The organism is Roseofilum acuticapitatum BLCC-M154, assembly GCF_030068475.1.
GTDB lineage: Bacteria > Cyanobacteriota > Cyanobacteriia > Cyanobacteriales > Desertifilaceae > Roseofilum > Roseofilum acuticapitatum.
This window is the reverse complement of sequence record NZ_JAQOSP010000026.1, coordinates 55,282-70,402: the sequence shown is the minus strand read 5'-3', so window position 1 is coordinate 70,402 and position 15,121 is coordinate 55,282. Positions and strand designations below refer to the sequence as shown.

14 protein-coding genes are annotated in these 15,121 nt (G+C 46.3%); 7 read left to right on the top strand and 7 right to left on the bottom strand.

The annotated features are described in order from the left end of the window. Positions 1-229: 229 nt before the first annotated feature. A complete protein-coding gene (locus PMG71_RS04080) occupies positions 230-1,876 on the bottom strand; it encodes a hypothetical protein (RefSeq protein WP_283752368.1) in 1,647 nt (548 codons plus the stop codon). Positions 1,877-1,935: 59 nt separating this feature from the next. Continuing rightward, a complete protein-coding gene (locus PMG71_RS04075) occupies positions 1,936-2,475 on the bottom strand; it encodes a Uma2 family endonuclease (protein WP_283752367.1) in 540 nt (179 codons plus the stop codon). Positions 2,476-2,586: 111 nt separating this feature from the next. Between PMG71_RS04075 and PMG71_RS04070 the strand changes: the two genes are divergently transcribed. Then, a complete protein-coding gene (locus tag PMG71_RS04070) occupies positions 2,587-3,330 on the top strand; it encodes a DUF561 domain-containing protein (protein WP_283752366.1) in 744 nt (247 codons plus the stop codon). A gap of 180 nt (positions 3,331-3,510) precedes the next feature. Here the strand turns inward: PMG71_RS04070 and PMG71_RS04065 are convergent, their stop codons facing one another. Then, on the bottom strand, positions 3,511-5,331 hold the full coding sequence (locus PMG71_RS04065) for an ABC transporter ATP-binding protein (protein ID WP_283752365.1): 1,821 nt from the start codon (positions 5,329-5,331) through the stop codon (positions 3,511-3,513). A 135-nt stretch (positions 5,332-5,466) separates the two neighbouring features. Then, the gene (locus PMG71_RS04060) at positions 5,467-6,015 is read right to left on the bottom strand and encodes an NUDIX hydrolase (protein WP_283752364.1); all 549 of its coding nucleotides are present in this window, start codon (positions 6,013-6,015) and stop codon (positions 5,467-5,469) included. A 431-nt stretch (positions 6,016-6,446) separates the two neighbouring features. On the opposite strand from PMG71_RS04060, the gene PMG71_RS04055 reads away from it, so the two are divergent. Next, positions 6,447-8,063: a SpoIID/LytB domain-containing protein gene (locus PMG71_RS04055; protein ID WP_283752363.1), complete on the top strand. Its 1,617-nt coding sequence runs from the start codon at positions 6,447-6,449 to the stop codon at positions 8,061-8,063. Between the two features lie 2 nt (positions 8,064-8,065). Here PMG71_RS04055 and PMG71_RS04050 read toward each other — a convergent pair whose 3' ends face one another. Further along, on the bottom strand, positions 8,066-8,455 hold the full coding sequence (locus PMG71_RS04050; protein ID WP_283752362.1) for a GFA family protein: 390 nt from the start codon (positions 8,453-8,455) through the stop codon (positions 8,066-8,068). Positions 8,456-8,554: 99 nt separating this feature from the next. On the opposite strand from PMG71_RS04050, the gene PMG71_RS04045 reads away from it, so the two are divergent. Both PMG71_RS04045 and PMG71_RS04040 read left to right on the top strand, forming a co-directional pair. Further along, positions 8,555-9,328: a cysteine hydrolase family protein gene (locus PMG71_RS04045; protein WP_283752361.1), complete on the top strand. Its 774-nt coding sequence runs from the start codon at positions 8,555-8,557 to the stop codon at positions 9,326-9,328. 32 nt (positions 9,329-9,360) lie between these two features. Next, positions 9,361-9,828 (top strand): cupin domain-containing protein, encoded by a 468-nt coding sequence (locus PMG71_RS04040; RefSeq protein WP_283752360.1) that lies wholly within the window; start codon positions 9,361-9,363, stop codon positions 9,826-9,828. A 3-nt stretch (positions 9,829-9,831) separates the two neighbouring features. On the opposite strand, the gene PMG71_RS04035 is transcribed toward PMG71_RS04040, so the two are convergent. Continuing rightward, a complete protein-coding gene (locus PMG71_RS04035) occupies positions 9,832-10,470 on the bottom strand; it encodes a YdcF family protein (protein ID WP_283752359.1) in 639 nt (212 codons plus the stop codon). A 180-nt stretch (positions 10,471-10,650) separates the two neighbouring features. Next, a complete protein-coding gene (locus PMG71_RS04030; protein ID WP_283752358.1) occupies positions 10,651-11,430 on the bottom strand; it encodes a DODA-type extradiol aromatic ring-opening family dioxygenase in 780 nt (259 codons plus the stop codon). A gap of 199 nt (positions 11,431-11,629) precedes the next feature. Between PMG71_RS04030 and PMG71_RS04025 the strand changes: the two genes are divergently transcribed. The 3 genes from PMG71_RS04025 (at position 11,630) to PMG71_RS04015 (ending at position 15,115) form a co-directional block, all read left to right on the top strand. Then, positions 11,630-13,405, top strand: coding sequence for a potassium channel family protein (locus PMG71_RS04025; RefSeq protein ID WP_283752357.1), 1,776 nt, complete (start codon positions 11,630-11,632; stop codon positions 13,403-13,405). A 13-nt stretch (positions 13,406-13,418) separates the two neighbouring features. Next, a complete protein-coding gene (gshA, locus tag PMG71_RS04020; RefSeq protein WP_283752356.1) occupies positions 13,419-14,558 on the top strand; it encodes a glutamate--cysteine ligase in 1,140 nt (379 codons plus the stop codon). Between the two features lie 89 nt (positions 14,559-14,647). Next, complete coding sequence (locus PMG71_RS04015; RefSeq protein ID WP_283752355.1) at positions 14,648-15,115, top strand: tRNA (cytidine(34)-2'-O)-methyltransferase; 468 nt, start codon at positions 14,648-14,650, stop codon at positions 15,113-15,115. The last annotated feature ends 6 nt before the right edge of the window (positions 15,116-15,121 follow it).

The window sequence follows — 15,121 nt, the reverse complement described above, 5'->3', positions numbered from 1 at the left end:
TGGACAGTAGGAAAAGATCCCCCCTTGCCCCCCTTAAAAAGGGGGGAATAGGAAAGTCCCCCTTTTTAAGGGGGATTTTCCGCAAGCGGACATGAAAGGGGGATCAAGATGTCCCACATAAAGCGCGAAAACTGCTGTATAACTGGAGTGGGAGCATCTTGCTCCCTGGATTTTTAATTAGGGTATTTCCGCTTCGCGGACATGAATAAGCGAACTTGATATAATCTGCCTAATTCGGCACATGAGTGCCCATAATTTTCCCTTCCGGATCGTATAACTCTAAAGCAATACCCGCCGTTTGACTAATATCTTCGAGGGCATTTTGAACGCTCTGCACATGCTCATCCACAGAACTAAATGTCGTTAAATCTCCACGTCCCCTAGCTTGCATCAGAGTTTGCCGAACCGTTTTCACATAATCAGAAGTTAGAGTGACTTTCAATAAATTCTGAGTCACTGTATATTCACAGATTTTTGGCATACCCGCACAAGTTTGATTGAGATCGTTTCGGGCTTGTTCTAACCGATTAGCTTGCTGGAGTTTTTGCTCGGCTGACTGTAATGATCCTTGGTAAGCACTTACGAGGGGCGAGGCTTTACTATAATAAAAACTATCCGTGGGAACTTGCTGCAAATAATTTAAGGCTTGACTCCAATGACCGACAGCCAAGGCTAATTCATCATTTTGTTCAAATTCTTTGGCTTTATCCGCTAAAGTTAATGCTTGATTATAGGTGTCACTGGCAATTTCTTCTTTTAAGAGTCGTTCTCGACTGGCTTGAAACTGGGTTTCATAGACATCCAAAAGTTGATTAGCTTCTAGCTTGGCTTGAGTTCCTTGGGGAATGTTTCTTAAGCCATTAATTGCTGTATTCCAACTGGCATAAGCCTGTTGCCAATTCTGCAAAGATTGGGCAATTCCTTGGCGGGTTTTGGCTAGATCGGCGGCTTGTTTGGCCTGTTCTAAATTCTGCTGGGCTTGTTGCTCTACTTGGATGCGATTTTGAATGGCTTCTAAATTTTGTTCGTATTCTTTGAGCTTAGTTTCTACTAAGGGATAAATGGTTTCTGCGGTAGAAACTCGTTCTAAGTTTTGTATGGCTCCTTGCCAAAGTTGTTCCACTTCTTGCCAAGTGGTTAAAGGATGGGGCGGGTTCAGGCTCAGTTGAGCGGCTTGGGTAGCTTGGGAAAAGGCGGTGACAATCCGATTTAGGTTAGTGGCATGTAGTTCATTGACTAAGATAAAGTCTTGGGAGGCTTGAAAATAGGGCGACCAAAAGGGAATGCTTCTGGCTTTAGCCAGGGCTTCTTGTAGCTGTTGTTGGGCTTGTACCAATCTTTGGGGGTTATCGGTGGTTTCCGAGGTTTGGATGGCGACTTGGCGCAGACGTTGGGCGGTTTCTAGGGGAATACAGGTGGCGATCGCACAGGGACGAGTCATCATATACATGGCTCCTGCGGCGATCGCCAGTCCCAAAAGTCCCCCCATTCCCCAACCCCAGGTAAATAAACGAGAGGGTTTTTGAGCGGGGGGAAGGGACGGAGAGGGGGAAGAAGTCCCTTCTAACTGGGGTTGCTCTTCAATCTTAAAAGACTGGGAAAAATAGGGGCGTTTTTGTCCCGCTACCCGCACATAGATTCGCCCCTGACGACTGACTAAGGGGCGATGATGTGCGATATCCTCTTCAAGTTGGGCAAAAATCTGTTGAGTATCCGGTTGAATTTTCGGGGTATGTTGGGCTAAGACCATTAAGCTGCCCTTTTGGAGCAAACACTGAACCCGAAAGGCTCGCCCGTAGGGGAGTTTGCCATTGAGGTTGTTTTGTAGATGCTTAGTGAGAAGTTGGAGTGGGGTACACTCCTGCTTAGTGGCCATAGTCAGCAGAAACCGTTAAAGAAGGAGTCAAGGAAATAGCGATCGCTATTCTAACCGTTTTAAGCCAATAGCTCGTCAACCGCGATGCTAAATCCAGAAAGCATTTTCTGCGTTTTGGCTTCTTGTCCTGAACCGAACATGAGTCCCCCTTCTTTGGTAATGACCATTACCCAGTGACTTTCGGGATAAACTAACCAGACTTCTTCGCTACCAGACTCTAAATATTCTGTGGCTTTTAAGAGGATTAAATCGGCTGTATCTGTGGGTGAGATGATTTCTGCACAGAGGGGAAAGCTTTGGGGAAGGGTGGGAAGATTGCCATATTGGGCGACTAATTCGGGAGTCAGATAGGCAACATCTGGCGATCGCCCCTGTTTATGGGTGCGACAAGGAACTTCGGTATAGACTTCTCCCCCTTGTCCGCTAGACTCCTGATAAACTTCCCAGCAACGAGCTAATCTAAGTTGAATTTTGCCATGTCTTAAGGTCATTCCTGCTTTCTCCACTAAGTCACCGTCAACCCACTCCATACCGTCTGGGGGATGCTGAGTAAAGTCCTCTAGGGAAAAGGGCGCTTCGGAAATTAACTGTGCAACCATAACTACTCTCTGAGGATCTGCGAGTGTGCCATACCCTCTATTCTAATCTTTCCCTTCTCAAGGACATCGATAATGGCACAATATTGAGGATAAGTCTATAACTGAGGTCTTATGACGATTCTTCCTCAACTGCAACCTGCTTTAGCCCAAGGACGGGCGCTGAAAGTGATTAGCGGGTTAATGAATTTTGATGCCGATCGCACTGCACTGGTCGTAAAAGCTGCCGATCGCGGGGGTGCAACCTTTGTCGATATCGCTGCCGATCCCGATTTAGTTCGCCTTTGTCGCAGTTTAACCGCTCTACCCCTATGTGTTTCTGCCGTGGAGCCGCAGAAATTTGTGGCAGCAGTGGACGCGGGAGCCGATTTGATTGAAATTGGGAATTTTGATGCCTTCTATGCCCAAGGACGGCGATTTGAGGCGGATGAAGTATTGGCTCTGACGCAAGAAGTGCGATCGCTGCTTCCAGAGATCATGCTTTCAGTAACCGTTCCCCACATTTTACCCTTAGATGAGCAAGTCCACTTAGCTCAGGCTCTCGTTGCCGAAGGTGCGGATGTGATTCAAACCGAAGGAGGAACCAGCAGTCAACCCACCCATTCCGGCACATTGGGCTTAATTGAAAAAGCCGCTCCCACCTTAGCTGCTGCCTACGAAATTTCCCGTGGGGTAGAAGTTCCCGTATTATGTGCCTCCGGCTTATCCAATGTTACCGCACCCATGGCGATCGCCTGTGGCGCTCAAGGCATTGGTGTAGGTTCAGCCATTAACCGCTTAGATAACGAGATAGCCATGGTTGCTGTAGTGCGTTCTCTTGTAGAAGCCTTGAACTCGGCGATCGTTGTCCGATCCTAATTAAACCCGAATAAAGCATTACAGCGCGAAGCGCTGTAATGGGGGAATGGGGGGAATAAACAGCAGACTGGGTAGCACTTTGAGCCATTTTAGCTATCGTTCAAAACAGTCATTAATGTACCTCGTAACAGCGAAAACTGCTGTAACCAACAAGGGGCCCCAAGCCCCTTGTACCCTTCCTCAAGTCCCTAACATCTGTAACTGATACAAACTCGCATATAATCCCTTTTGAGCCAACAAAGATTCATGAGTTCCCGTCTCAAACAATTCCCCCTGCTTTAAAACAAAAATTCGGTCTACATTACGAATCGTTGACAGACGATGGGCAATAATAATCGCAGTCCGATGGATTAAAAGCTGATCGAGCGCTTCTTGAACTAACGCTTCCGTACCCACATCCAAACTAGAAGTCGCCTCATCAAGAACCAAAATATTCGGATTCCGAATCGCCACTCGCGCAAAAGCCAACAACTGTTTTTGTCCGCTCGATAAATTCGTTCCTCTCTCCCGTAATTGGGTATCATACCCTTGGGGCAACTCTTCAATAAAGCGGTTAATATTCGTCAGTTTTGCCGCTTCCTCAATTTTCTCTAATGGATAGGATTCACCCAGAGAAATATTACTTTTCACATCCCCCGAAAACAGAAAACCATCCTGTAAAATCACCCCAATATGACGACGCAACTCTTGCTGAGGTAAATAGCGAATATCAACCCCATCCACTAAAATTCGACCATAGGTAGGTTCATAGAGGCGACACAAGAGACGAATCACCGAACTTTTACCCGCTCCCGTCGGCCCCACCAGGGCGATTTTTTCCCCTGGGCGAATCGTGAAATCCAGGTTTTTGATCACAAACTCATCATTTTTATAAGCAAACCAGACATCCTCAAACCTAATTTCACCGAGTTTATTTTCCGATATTTCTGTATGTAAATTTTGTCGTTTTTCAGCTTCAGGATCTCGAATATCAATCGGTTGGCTCATTAGTTCATTAATCCGTTCAATCGCCGTAAATCCCGATTGAAACATGGTAAATTTTTCGGCAAACCGGCGCAGGGGGTCGAAAAACCGAGGCGCAAAAAGAATAAATTCGGAGAGAGTCCCAAACGTAAGTTTATCTTGTAAAATCAACATTCCCCCTAAACCCAAAACGCCAGCAACCGCGACGAGGGCAACCCATTCTAAGGTGGCGGAAACTCCAGAATCATAGAAGATTGTTTTATCAATGGCTTCAATAAATCGTTGATTGTTTTTACGAAATAGTTCTTGGTTAAAGCGCTCGCGGCGGAAGAGTTGAACGACATCAATACCGATAATGTTTTCTTGAAATTGGGCGTTAAGCTTGGATAATTCTTCTCTGGCGAGATAGTTGGCAGCTCGATATTGCTGTTGAAAGTAAATAATCAGTAAAGTGACGGGAATCAGTAGGGCAATGAGCAGCAGTGCCAGTTGCCATTGCTGGCGAAACATCACCACACCAATAACCACAATAGAGACGATATCATTAATAATACCGATCGCCCCCGTGGAAAAAACCTCTCCGAGGGCTTCCACGTCATTAGTTAACCGGGTAATGAGGCTGCCGACGGGAGTGCGATCGAAAAATTTAACCGCCAAAGCCGTCACATGGTCAAATAAATCATTCCGAATATCTGCCGTTAACTGCTGCCCCACCTTTTGAATCATAAAGCCTTGCACCCCAGCAAACAGCAGGCGAAAGACAATCGTAAAGAGGAGTAAAGCCGCTAAAAGATTAATACTAGCCGACACTGACAAAGAATCTAAAATATCCCAAGTCGGCTCACTTTTAAGTTTAGAAACCGCTTGCCCAACAATCAACGGCTGAATTGCACTAGCCAAGGAAAGGGGCAATAATAGCGTTAAAGATACTGCCAACAACTTGCCATGGCGACGGGCATAGGGAACCAGTCGCATTAACAGTTGCCAGTCGTTTTGTTTGCCGCGAGAATTCTCGACAGAGGAAGGGGAGGAAGTCATAGGTGATCTCAATTAAAAATTAAAAATTAAAAATTAAAAATTAAAAATGGATAATGAATTTCATTTCATCTTATCAGTTTTCGCTGGGGGGAGTCTCTCTCCCGTGGGAGAGAGATTTAGAGAGAGGGCAAGAAATTAGCTCAAAAAGGGACGGGCTAAAACAAAGGCTGAAATCGATTTCGCATCCACTTGTTCCCCATCGATAATAGCTTGTTCTAATTCTTTGGGAGTCATTAAGACATTTTCCATATCTTCATCTTCGTCTTGCTGGGGAGGGTTGGGCAGGGGTTCGAGATCTTCGGCTAAAAAGGCATAAATAATTTCATCGGAATAACCGGGAGCGAGGAAAAATTGCCCTAGTTTGCGCCATTTATGGCTCCGATATCCCGTTTCTTCTTCAATTTCTCGTTTAATGGTTTCGGCGGGATCTTCATTAATTTCTACAGTTCCGGCGGGAAATTCCAGTAAGCGTCCCTGTGCTGCAAAGCGATATTGACGCACGAGGACTAATTTTCCTTCTGGGGTGACGGGGACAGCAAGAGCGCCTCCGGGATGATGGATGCATTCCCAGTCGCCGACTACTCCATTGGGAAGGCGCAGGGTAGACCCCTCGAAGCTGAATTTACGTCCTTGGTAGAAGAAGCGTTGTTTAAGTTGTTCGGCGGGTTCGGGTTGAAAGACCATGGTGGGGTGTATGGTTAGAGTCTGTTTCAAACTTTGCCATAGTCTTGGGGTAAGGGCAAGTTATATCAATTAAAAATTAAAAATTAAAAATTAAAAATGGGTAGGGGTTGGGGGCTTGCATATTTTTGTCCACTACAGGTTACATTGGAGACCATGACTTACGCATTCGGGCTATATCTGTAGGGGTGATTCATGAATCACCCCTACATTTAGGATTAGATTTCCATTAAGTGACGACTGTTCATAATACTACCTCTTTTGCTTTTTTTTATAGAAAAGAGCAATTGATGTAATTAATACAAACCATAGAATTGCAAAAAACAGCCAAAGTATTGAGTTACCCCAAATAAATGTGGAACAATGCTTGCTGGCAGTATTCAGAATCTATGTACAGTATAAAGATGTCAGCCTGATGGGAGAGTGAGAACGTTATGATTCGGTTTAAAACAATGGGAATTCAACCTGCAAAATGGGTGAGCGCGGCGATGATGTCGCTGACGATGGTGGGGTTGTCGGCCCTTCCAGGATGGTCTCAGGTCGATCGCCTGCTCAAAATTGGGATTGAGCAACGGTTTGGCGATCAAGTGGGGGAAACGTTAACCTTAACTGCATTACCTGGCGATCGCCTCACCCTACGCTATGCCACCACAGAGGGAGAAGCCACCCTAGAAACCGATAGCGTTAAACTCCAGATCGAGATGAAACCCCTACCCCAACCCATGGTTGAGGAAAGGGTCGTCTTAAGCACCCATCGCAGCTTTGAAAGTGCCGAACATGATGCCCAGAAATGGCAAGAACGGGGTTTAGAAGTGGAAATTGCCAATCCGGAACGCTGGCAAGTTTGGGCCAAGCGCGAAGTTTATAATACCCCCCTACTGCGCCGCCTGTTGCTCGATAGCCTAAAATCTGAAGGCAATACCATTGCCCATATCGAGACAAAAGTCTTACGCACCTATCCCCAAGCCTATTGGATCGTGAATGGTTATCGATATAACCGGCGCTCCCTAGAAGTCGAGAGTGGCAATAACCGGATTCAAGTCGTGCATACCGGAGGAACCACCCGACTCTATGGGGGTTCTCTGCGAATGCAACCCAATGCCTATGGCAATTACACCTTGGTGAATTTTGTCCCCTTAGAGACCTATTTGCGGGGCGTGGTTCCCCATGAAATTGGCCCCCAAGCCCCCCCCGCAGCCGTGGAAGCGCAAGCCATTCTAGCGCGAACCTATACCCTGAGAAACCTACGCCGATTTGCGATTGATGATTATGAACTCTGTGCCACCACAGATTGTCAAGTCTATTGGGGGTTGGGGGATGCTTCTGCTAGAGCTGACCGGGCAATTTCGGTGACGCGCTCTTTAGTGGCTACCTACGAGAATGAATTAGTGGATGCCCTTTATTCTTCCACGACTGGTGGTGTGACTGCTCCCTTTGAAGATGTTTGGGATGGTCAAGCGCGGCCCTATTTGCGAGCTGTTGTTGATTCTACCGGCTCCATTTGGGACTTATCGCAAAAAAGTTTAGGGAATGAAGCCAATTTACGGCAATTCCTCAATCTGAAACAGGGATTTAATGAGACAGGGTGGAACCGTTTCCGGTGGAGTTATAGCACTTCCTTAACGGAAATGGCGGAGTTTTTGAATAAATATTTGACCAACCGCAATCATCCTATGGCTGGAATTCAAAAAATTGACCGCGTGGAAGTCACGGAACGAGCGCCATCGGGTCGAGTCTTAACGATGGAAGTGCAGACCGATAAGGGGCCATTAGAAATTAGTAAAGACCAGATTCGTAATGCTTTTTATCCTCCCATTAGTACCCTGTTCTATCTTGACCCAATGATGGATGAAAACCAAATGCTAAAAGGCTATACTTTTGTCGGGGGTGGCTTTGGCCATGGGGTCGGATTGAGTCAGACGGGGGCTTATCGGTTAGCCGAGTTAGGCTGGAATGGGGAGCAAATTGTGCAATTTTACTTCCCCGGAACTCAGATTCAACCGTTGAATGAGGCGATCGTTTTTTGGCGAGATCCGATGGTAGAGGACTAACTTTATTGAATTTGCTCTACATTTTTTTCCCAGTTGCGTCCATCAAAAGGAGTAATTTGGAAATCCTCAAGATTGACATCATCCAAACAGCGTAGATTGACATCAATATCATTGGGATGAGATCTGGCGCGATAAAAGGAATGAATGCCACAAGTAGGGCAAAACCAATGTTGGGCTAAACCGGTATTAAAGGTATAGGTGGAGAGTTCGTCTTTACCTTGCAGTAGGGTAAAATCTTCTGGGGGGATAATCAGATGAAGAAAGCCCTTTTTAGTACAAATGGAGCAATTACAGGCGATCGCCTCCCATTTTCGCACCACTACCTGAAACTTCACCAATCCACAGTGACAGCCCCCATTATAGGTTACGGGTGATTCGGGTTTATGGGTCATTTTTAGTCTCCTTTATCCTTTCTTTAGGTTTTTTGGGTAGCTTCCCCTGGGCTTCATAGGGTTAAATTAGAGCAACCTTACTCGATCTAGAACTCTCCCATGAACCCACCTCTAAATCCCCTGGGGACTCCACCCAATGCTTGGCATGTCAATGCTGATAGGGCTGATCTTACCCGTCCTCCGATTCCTCCTGATATCATGACCCTGATGGCCGAAACCAAAACCTTACAGGTCGATTTGGTAAAATCTGCCCTATTGGTGATTGATATGCAAAATGACTTTTGTCATCCCCAGGGTTGGTTAGCTCATATTGGGGTCGATGTTTCTCCAGCGCGATCGCCTATCGATCCATTAAATCAGCTTTTGCCCCTCTTACGCGCCGAGAAAGTCCCCATTATTTGGCTCAACTGGGGGAACCGTCCTGACCTACTCAACATCAGCGCCGGGTTAAGGCATGTATATAATCCTACTGGGAAAGGGATTGGCTTAGGCGATCGCCTCCCCGAAACCAATGCACAGGTACTCACAGCAGGCAGTTGGGGTGCTGCCATTGTAGATGAACTCATACCCCAACCGGAAGATATTCATGTAGATAAATACCGTATGAGTGGCTTTTGGGATACTCCCCTCGACAGTATTCTCCGCAACCTAGGCAAAACCACCCTCTTTTTTGCCGGAGTCAACGCCGATCAATGCGTTCTCTGTACCTTACAAGATGCCAACTTTCTCGGCTATGACTGTATTTTAGTCCAAGACTGCACCGCCACCACCTCACCCTCCTATTGTTGGGATGCCACCCTTTATAATGTCAAACAATGTTTTGGCTTTGTCTGTGACAGTGAAGCAATCATCCAGGGAATTGAGAATCTTTAAAGTTAGCCCTTATTTTACGATTTTATAACATTATGAATAAACATCACTGTATGATTCCAGTGGTCAAATCTCCCACCGAATACCAAGCCTATCGCATCAGCCCTAAAGACAGCAATCGGCTGGCGATCGTTTTTGACCCCACCATGTCCGATTTTTCCTTAACTTATTGTATTGAAATTTTCGATCCAGGAGGCAAAACTCCCCCCAATCGTCATCAGTTAGCCGTAGAAATGTTTTTTATCTTAAAAGGAGAAGGATTAGCCTATTGTGACGGAAAAGTAGTCAGCATTCAAGCCGGAGATAGTTTGATGGTTCCCCCCACAGGAACCCATATCATTGAAAATACAGGAAAAGGGCGCATGTACGCCCTCTGTATTATGGTTCCTAATGAAAATTTTGCCGAACTCATTCGCAGTGGTATACCCGTAGAATTAGATGCAGAAGACTTTGAAGTTTTGCGCCGTTCCGATCGCGCCAAAGTGCTAGTTAATAGTTGTTAATTATTATAGCGCTTCAACTTCTTTCAAATTCTGGGCACGCAATTTATGAAACTGAGGATTCAGCGTCGCCGCAGTACGCCCAGTTAACGTCCATAAAATCGATCGGCTGACATCTCTGGCGATGCTCATCAGTGATTCTCCTTCATCTGAAGACGGCACTTCTATGGGGGTAAAAGCAATCCCTTGACTCCCCAAAATAATCGTCGCGATCGCCTTCGATCGGGGCATATGAAAATCGGAAGTAATTAGATAAACATGATGAATATTTTTGGCTTTCAAATCATCAACTAAAGTCGAAAAATTAGTCACCGTATCCACTGCCTGATAATCCAGATGAACCCGTTCTTCTGGAATTCCAGCATCTTGGAAAGTTTGGCTCGCTTGTTTACGCCCCACACCCGAAGAAACCCAAATTTCTAGGGGATACTCTTGCTGGGCAGCAAATTGAGCCGTAAACGGTTCGCGCTCATGATTTCCCCCCAACATTAAAATAGCTTCCGGTTGGGGAGATTCTCGCAGCGCTAAAGTGGTTTGAATTTTTATCCAAGTGCCTAATCCAGTCACATAAACACCCAATAGAAGCAATAAAAGGCTGACAGATTTTTTAACATTGGCTTTTGTGAAAATAGAGGACGTTCTCAATTTTCTCCACTCCGAGTCTGAAGTCAACGCTTCTAGAGACCCATTGGAGTCAGAAATGTTCCTCAGTGGGAGAATTTTAGGCAGCCGTCAGAAACCTGTTTTTTAGAATAAACTTAGTTTATTAGATCATTTCAACAAGACTCTTTTGTATTTGCGCTTCTCTAAGTTTTATTCAAGAGTCTAACAAAACTCAAAGGCAGCCATACTCAAAACACCATAGGTAAAACTAGAATGGAGTCGCTTAGATTTCCAGGATTCTCCTGCGGCTCCTAGGGCAACAAATAGGGGCAGTAAGTGTTCATCAGTGGGATGATTTTCAACCGCATAGGGAGCGAGTTGGCGATAATGAGTTAAGCGCTCTAAATCTCCATCTTGAAGTGTTTTTTCCATCCAACGATCGAATTCTTGTACCCAGAAGGGAGGTTCAGCATGGAGAGGATATTGGCCAAAATAGCTTAAGTTATGGGTCATTGAGCCACTGGCAATGATGAGAATGCCTTGAGATCTCAGAGAAGAGAGCGATCGCCCCAGGGCTAGATGATAAGCTGGATCGCGATGGGGCTGAATCGAAAGTTGGGTAACCGGAATCTGAGCTTCTGGATAAATACAGGATAAGGGAACCCAAGCCCCATGATCTAATCCTCGATGTGGGGTGATTGCACAAGTAAGGCCAGCTTCTTGTAAGCACTCTACAATCTGATGGGCTAATTCGGGTGCGCCTGAAACGGGGTAAACGATCTCAGATAAAGAAGGCGGAAATCCACGAAAATCATATAATGTCTCTGGATCAGTCGCAGCACTAACCACGGGTTCAGAAGTTGTCCAGTGAGCGGAAACCCCTAAAATGGCTTGAGGGATGGGACAATCAGCAGAGAGAGAGTGCCAGCATTCCAACACCGGCAGTGAGTGTAAAAGGACATCCGGAGCGCCATGGGAAATAAACCAACTGGGATAGATCATGAGTCGCCTCCCTCAAACTTAACCAGTGGAGTCTTTAACATTATCTCTGATTTCCGTCAGGTCAGCAGGCCAGAGCTGGAGTTAGCCCCACCGATGGTGTTTTCAGTTACAGTCCAGGGGGCCATACTCATCAACAATGGAAGATTCAATCTGATAACACCGATGAATTCAGCTCGTGACGGTGATACCCTACCTTTATATGAAACCTCGAATTATCGTTTGTGGTCTTGGACGTACTGGATACACTATTTATTCCCTGCTCAGACAACAGGGAGCTGTGGTGATTGGCATCTCTACCCAACCGATTGCTGGCGAAAATACCAATATCGTCGTGGGTGACTTGCGTTCAGCCTCTACCCTCCTAAAATCCGGAATCGTAGAAGCTCATACCTTGGTGATTGCCAGTGATGATGATGCCGAGAATTTAGCAATTTTGGTGCAAGCGAGGATCTTAAATCCCCATATTCGGGTGATCAATCGCCTATTTAATACTAATTTAGGCGATCGCCTCGATCGCACTCTACCCCAACACACCACCATGAGTGTGTCTTCCCTGGCTGCACCCGTCTTTGTCTTTGCGGCATTTGGCAATCATGCCATTGGCCAACTGAAACTCTACAACCAAACTTGGCCCATCTATGAAGAATATATTGATGCCAATCATCCATGGCGAGGAACGAGCCTAACCGCTCTGTGGGAAAATTCCCATCGAATGCTGATTTACTATCTTCCTCACCATGGAAAAACCGATCTCATCTCTGGGGTGATGCAAAACCGAGAATTACAAATCGGCGATCGCCTCATTTTAGCCACAGAACCAAGCCCCAAAACCGCTTCGACCTCCATCCTGGCTAAAATCCGCAAGTTCATTACCTATTTACGCCAATTTCAACAACATTTTCAATCCTCGGTTCTAGTCACCTTGCTCCTGTGTCTAACCATTCTGATTGCCACCTTTACCTATACCACTATCAACTGGGAAATTCCCGTCGTTGATGCCCTCTATTTTTCCGTCGGCATGATTACCGGTGCAGGGGGACAAGAAGACGTAGCTGAACAAGCTCCTGCTGCCATTAAGTTATTTACAGCCTTTATGATGCTCATGGGAGCAGGGATTGTTGGGATTAGCTATGCCCTCCTCAATGACTGGGTTTTGGGCACTCGCTTTCGTAAACTCCTAGAAACTGCTCCCATTCCCCAACAGAATCACTATATTGTTTGTGGTTTAGGCGGTATTGGTATGGAAATTGTCCGCCAACTGCATAGCAAAGGCTATGAAGTAGTCGTGATTGAACCCGATGCCAACTGTCGGTTCCTCAATGCTGCCTATGCCCTGAAAGTCCCTGTCATTATTAGTGATGCCTGTTTAGCCACCACCTTAGAAAGTGCCCATATTCAAAAGGCAGAAGCGCTCTTTGCCGTAACCAGTGATGATACCATTAACCTGGAAATTGCCCTCAGCACTAAGGGATTAGTACCTAAATTACCGGTGATTGTCCGCAACCAAGACCCCCATTTTGCTAAGTTATTCCAACAGGTTTTCGATCTCGACTCCGTTCTCAGTCCCATAGATTTAGCCGCTCCTTCCTTTGCTGCTGCTGCCCTAGGAGGAAGAATTTTGGGTAATGGCATGACCGGTGAAAGCTTATGGGTAGCCCTGGCCGCTTTAATTACCCCCAGTCATCCCTTTTGCGGTAAACGGGTGAAAGAGGCGGCCATGCAAGCGGATTTTGTACCCCTGTATTTGGAAACCAACTATCATCAGGTGATGCATAGTTGGGAGTTATTAGAGGCGATGTTAACCCCTGGAGATGTGTTGTATTTAACGATGCCTGCCAGCCAATTGGATCAGTTATGGCGGGTAAAGCCCTCTTCTGGGGCGATTCGGGCGAATCAAGGTGCATCCGATCTAGAAATGGAGAATGGCTATTCTTTCCGGAGGGAGGGCGATCGCTATAAGCTAGAACAAGAATAATTGAGGAATCAATATGCTCCTCTCCAAAGGTTTTGAAATTGAAATGTACACGGGGACTCCCCAGGGCGAAATTGTGGGGCTGTCCGATCGCATTGTGGCCGATCTCAATGGTTTTGTCCGCGAACCCGATAGCCGTAATGTGGAGTACACTACCGCTCCCTTATGTCGTTATGAGCGTTTGTTGTGTGAATTGCTTCAGCCTCGACAACGACTGCGCCACTATCTGAAGGGGTTGGGGAACTATACCCTGATTCCGGGCAGCACCTTATCTTTGGGTGGGGGCGATCGCTTTTATCGCTCCGACCCCGATAATCCTTATCATGGGTATATCGAAAAAACTTATGGGACTAAAGTCGTCACCGCCAGTATTCATATCAATATTGGGATTTCTGACCCGGAAGTGTTAATGCGGGCCTGTCGTTTGGTACGCCTAGAAGCGCCTCTCTATCTGGCTTTAAGTGCGTCTTCTCCCTTTTTTAATGGCCAAGTGACTGGCTACCATTCCACACGCTGGCAGGTTTTTCCCCAAACCCCTGAATTTGTCCCCTTATTTGAAAGCCACCGCCATTATATCGACTGGACTCAGGAACAGTTGGCCCAAGGAACCATGCAAAATGTACGTCATCTGTGGAATTCTGTCCGTCCCAATGGCGATCGCCGTCCCTATACCCTCAATCGCCTAGAATTGAGAATCTGCGATCTCGTCACCGATCCGATCGCCCTTTTAGCCATTACCGCCCTCTTAGAAGCTCGCTTATGGCAACTCATTACCGATCCCGGTTTAGATCCCCTACTCCTAGGTGGTGGCGATCCTCAAGAATTAGTCCATTTAGCCACTAAAAATGAACAAGCCGTCGCCCAATCGAGTTTAGATGCCCCATTAGTCCATTGGCAAGATGGACGCTCTATTTTAGCCAGGGAGTGGATCGAGGAACTCTACGATCAGGTTTGGCCCGTAGCCAAACAAAAAGGATTTAGTTGTTTTCTCTCTCCCGTGAAAAAGATTTTGCGCCAAGGCAATGAAAGTTTACGATGGTTAAAGGATTATCAAGTCCATGGTAATCTGGAACAAGTGATGCAAAAGGCGATCGCCGCCACAGCACAACAGGAACAAGACATGGCCGATCATCTCTGTTATCCATTAGGAGCTTAAAAAAATATCTTTGGCCAAAAAGTAATTGCCCCCAATTTAAACCCACCTCATGCTCACTCTGATTAGAATTTCTGATAGCATTCAAGACTATGGTTAGGGTCGTTCTGGTTCATCCCCAAATTCCTCCCAATACCGGAAATATTGCCCGAACCTGTGCGGCAACCCGTACTCCCCTGCATTTGGTGGGCCCTCTGGGTTTTGAAATTAGCGATCGCTATCTGAAACGGGCCGGACTAGACTACTGGCCCTTCGTCGATCTCACCTATCATGTTGATTGGGAAACCTTCACCACCCATCAACAAGCTCAAGGAGGGCGCTGCATTGGCTTTAGTACCTCCGGCACAACCAACTATATCCATTTTGCCTTCCAAAGCAATGACTGGCTCCTATTTGGCAGTGAAACCCAAGGCTTGCCCCCAGACATCCTCAAATCTTGTGATTGTGTCGTCAAAATTCCCATGGATCAACCCGGAGTCCGTAGCCTCAATCTCTCAGTCAGTACAGCTTTAGGACTATTTGAAGCCCGTCGGCAACTGGGTAAACTCGATCGGCTTTAAGCTCTA

Coding starts and splice junctions, on each gene's coding strand:
- PMG71_RS04040 (WP_283752360.1), top strand. CDS start 9,361: ATGAATAAACATCACTGTATGATTCCAGTGGTCAAATCTCCCACCGAA.
- PMG71_RS04070 (WP_283752366.1), top strand. CDS start 2,587: ATGACGATTCTTCCTCAACTGCAACCTGCTTTAGCCCAAGGACGGGCG.
- PMG71_RS04075 (WP_283752367.1), bottom strand. CDS start 2,475: ATGGTTGCACAGTTAATTTCCGAAGCGCCCTTTTCCCTAGAGGACTTT.
- PMG71_RS04055 (WP_283752363.1), top strand. CDS start 6,447: ATGATTCGGTTTAAAACAATGGGAATTCAACCTGCAAAATGGGTGAGC.
- PMG71_RS04080 (WP_283752368.1), bottom strand. CDS start 1,876: ATGGCCACTAAGCAGGAGTGTACCCCACTCCAACTTCTCACTAAGCAT.
- PMG71_RS04025 (WP_283752357.1), top strand. CDS start 11,630: ATGAAACCTCGAATTATCGTTTGTGGTCTTGGACGTACTGGATACACT.
- PMG71_RS04045 (WP_283752361.1), top strand. CDS start 8,555: ATGAACCCACCTCTAAATCCCCTGGGGACTCCACCCAATGCTTGGCAT.
- PMG71_RS04060 (WP_283752364.1), bottom strand. CDS start 6,015: ATGGTCTTTCAACCCGAACCCGCCGAACAACTTAAACAACGCTTCTTC.
- PMG71_RS04030 (WP_283752358.1), bottom strand. CDS start 11,430: ATGATCTATCCCAGTTGGTTTATTTCCCATGGCGCTCCGGATGTCCTT.
- gshA (WP_283752356.1), top strand. CDS start 13,419: ATGCTCCTCTCCAAAGGTTTTGAAATTGAAATGTACACGGGGACTCCC.
- PMG71_RS04065 (WP_283752365.1), bottom strand. CDS start 5,331: ATGACTTCCTCCCCTTCCTCTGTCGAGAATTCTCGCGGCAAACAAAAC.
- PMG71_RS04050 (WP_283752362.1), bottom strand. CDS start 8,455: ATGACCCATAAACCCGAATCACCCGTAACCTATAATGGGGGCTGTCAC.
- PMG71_RS04015 (WP_283752355.1), top strand. CDS start 14,648: ATGGTTAGGGTCGTTCTGGTTCATCCCCAAATTCCTCCCAATACCGGA.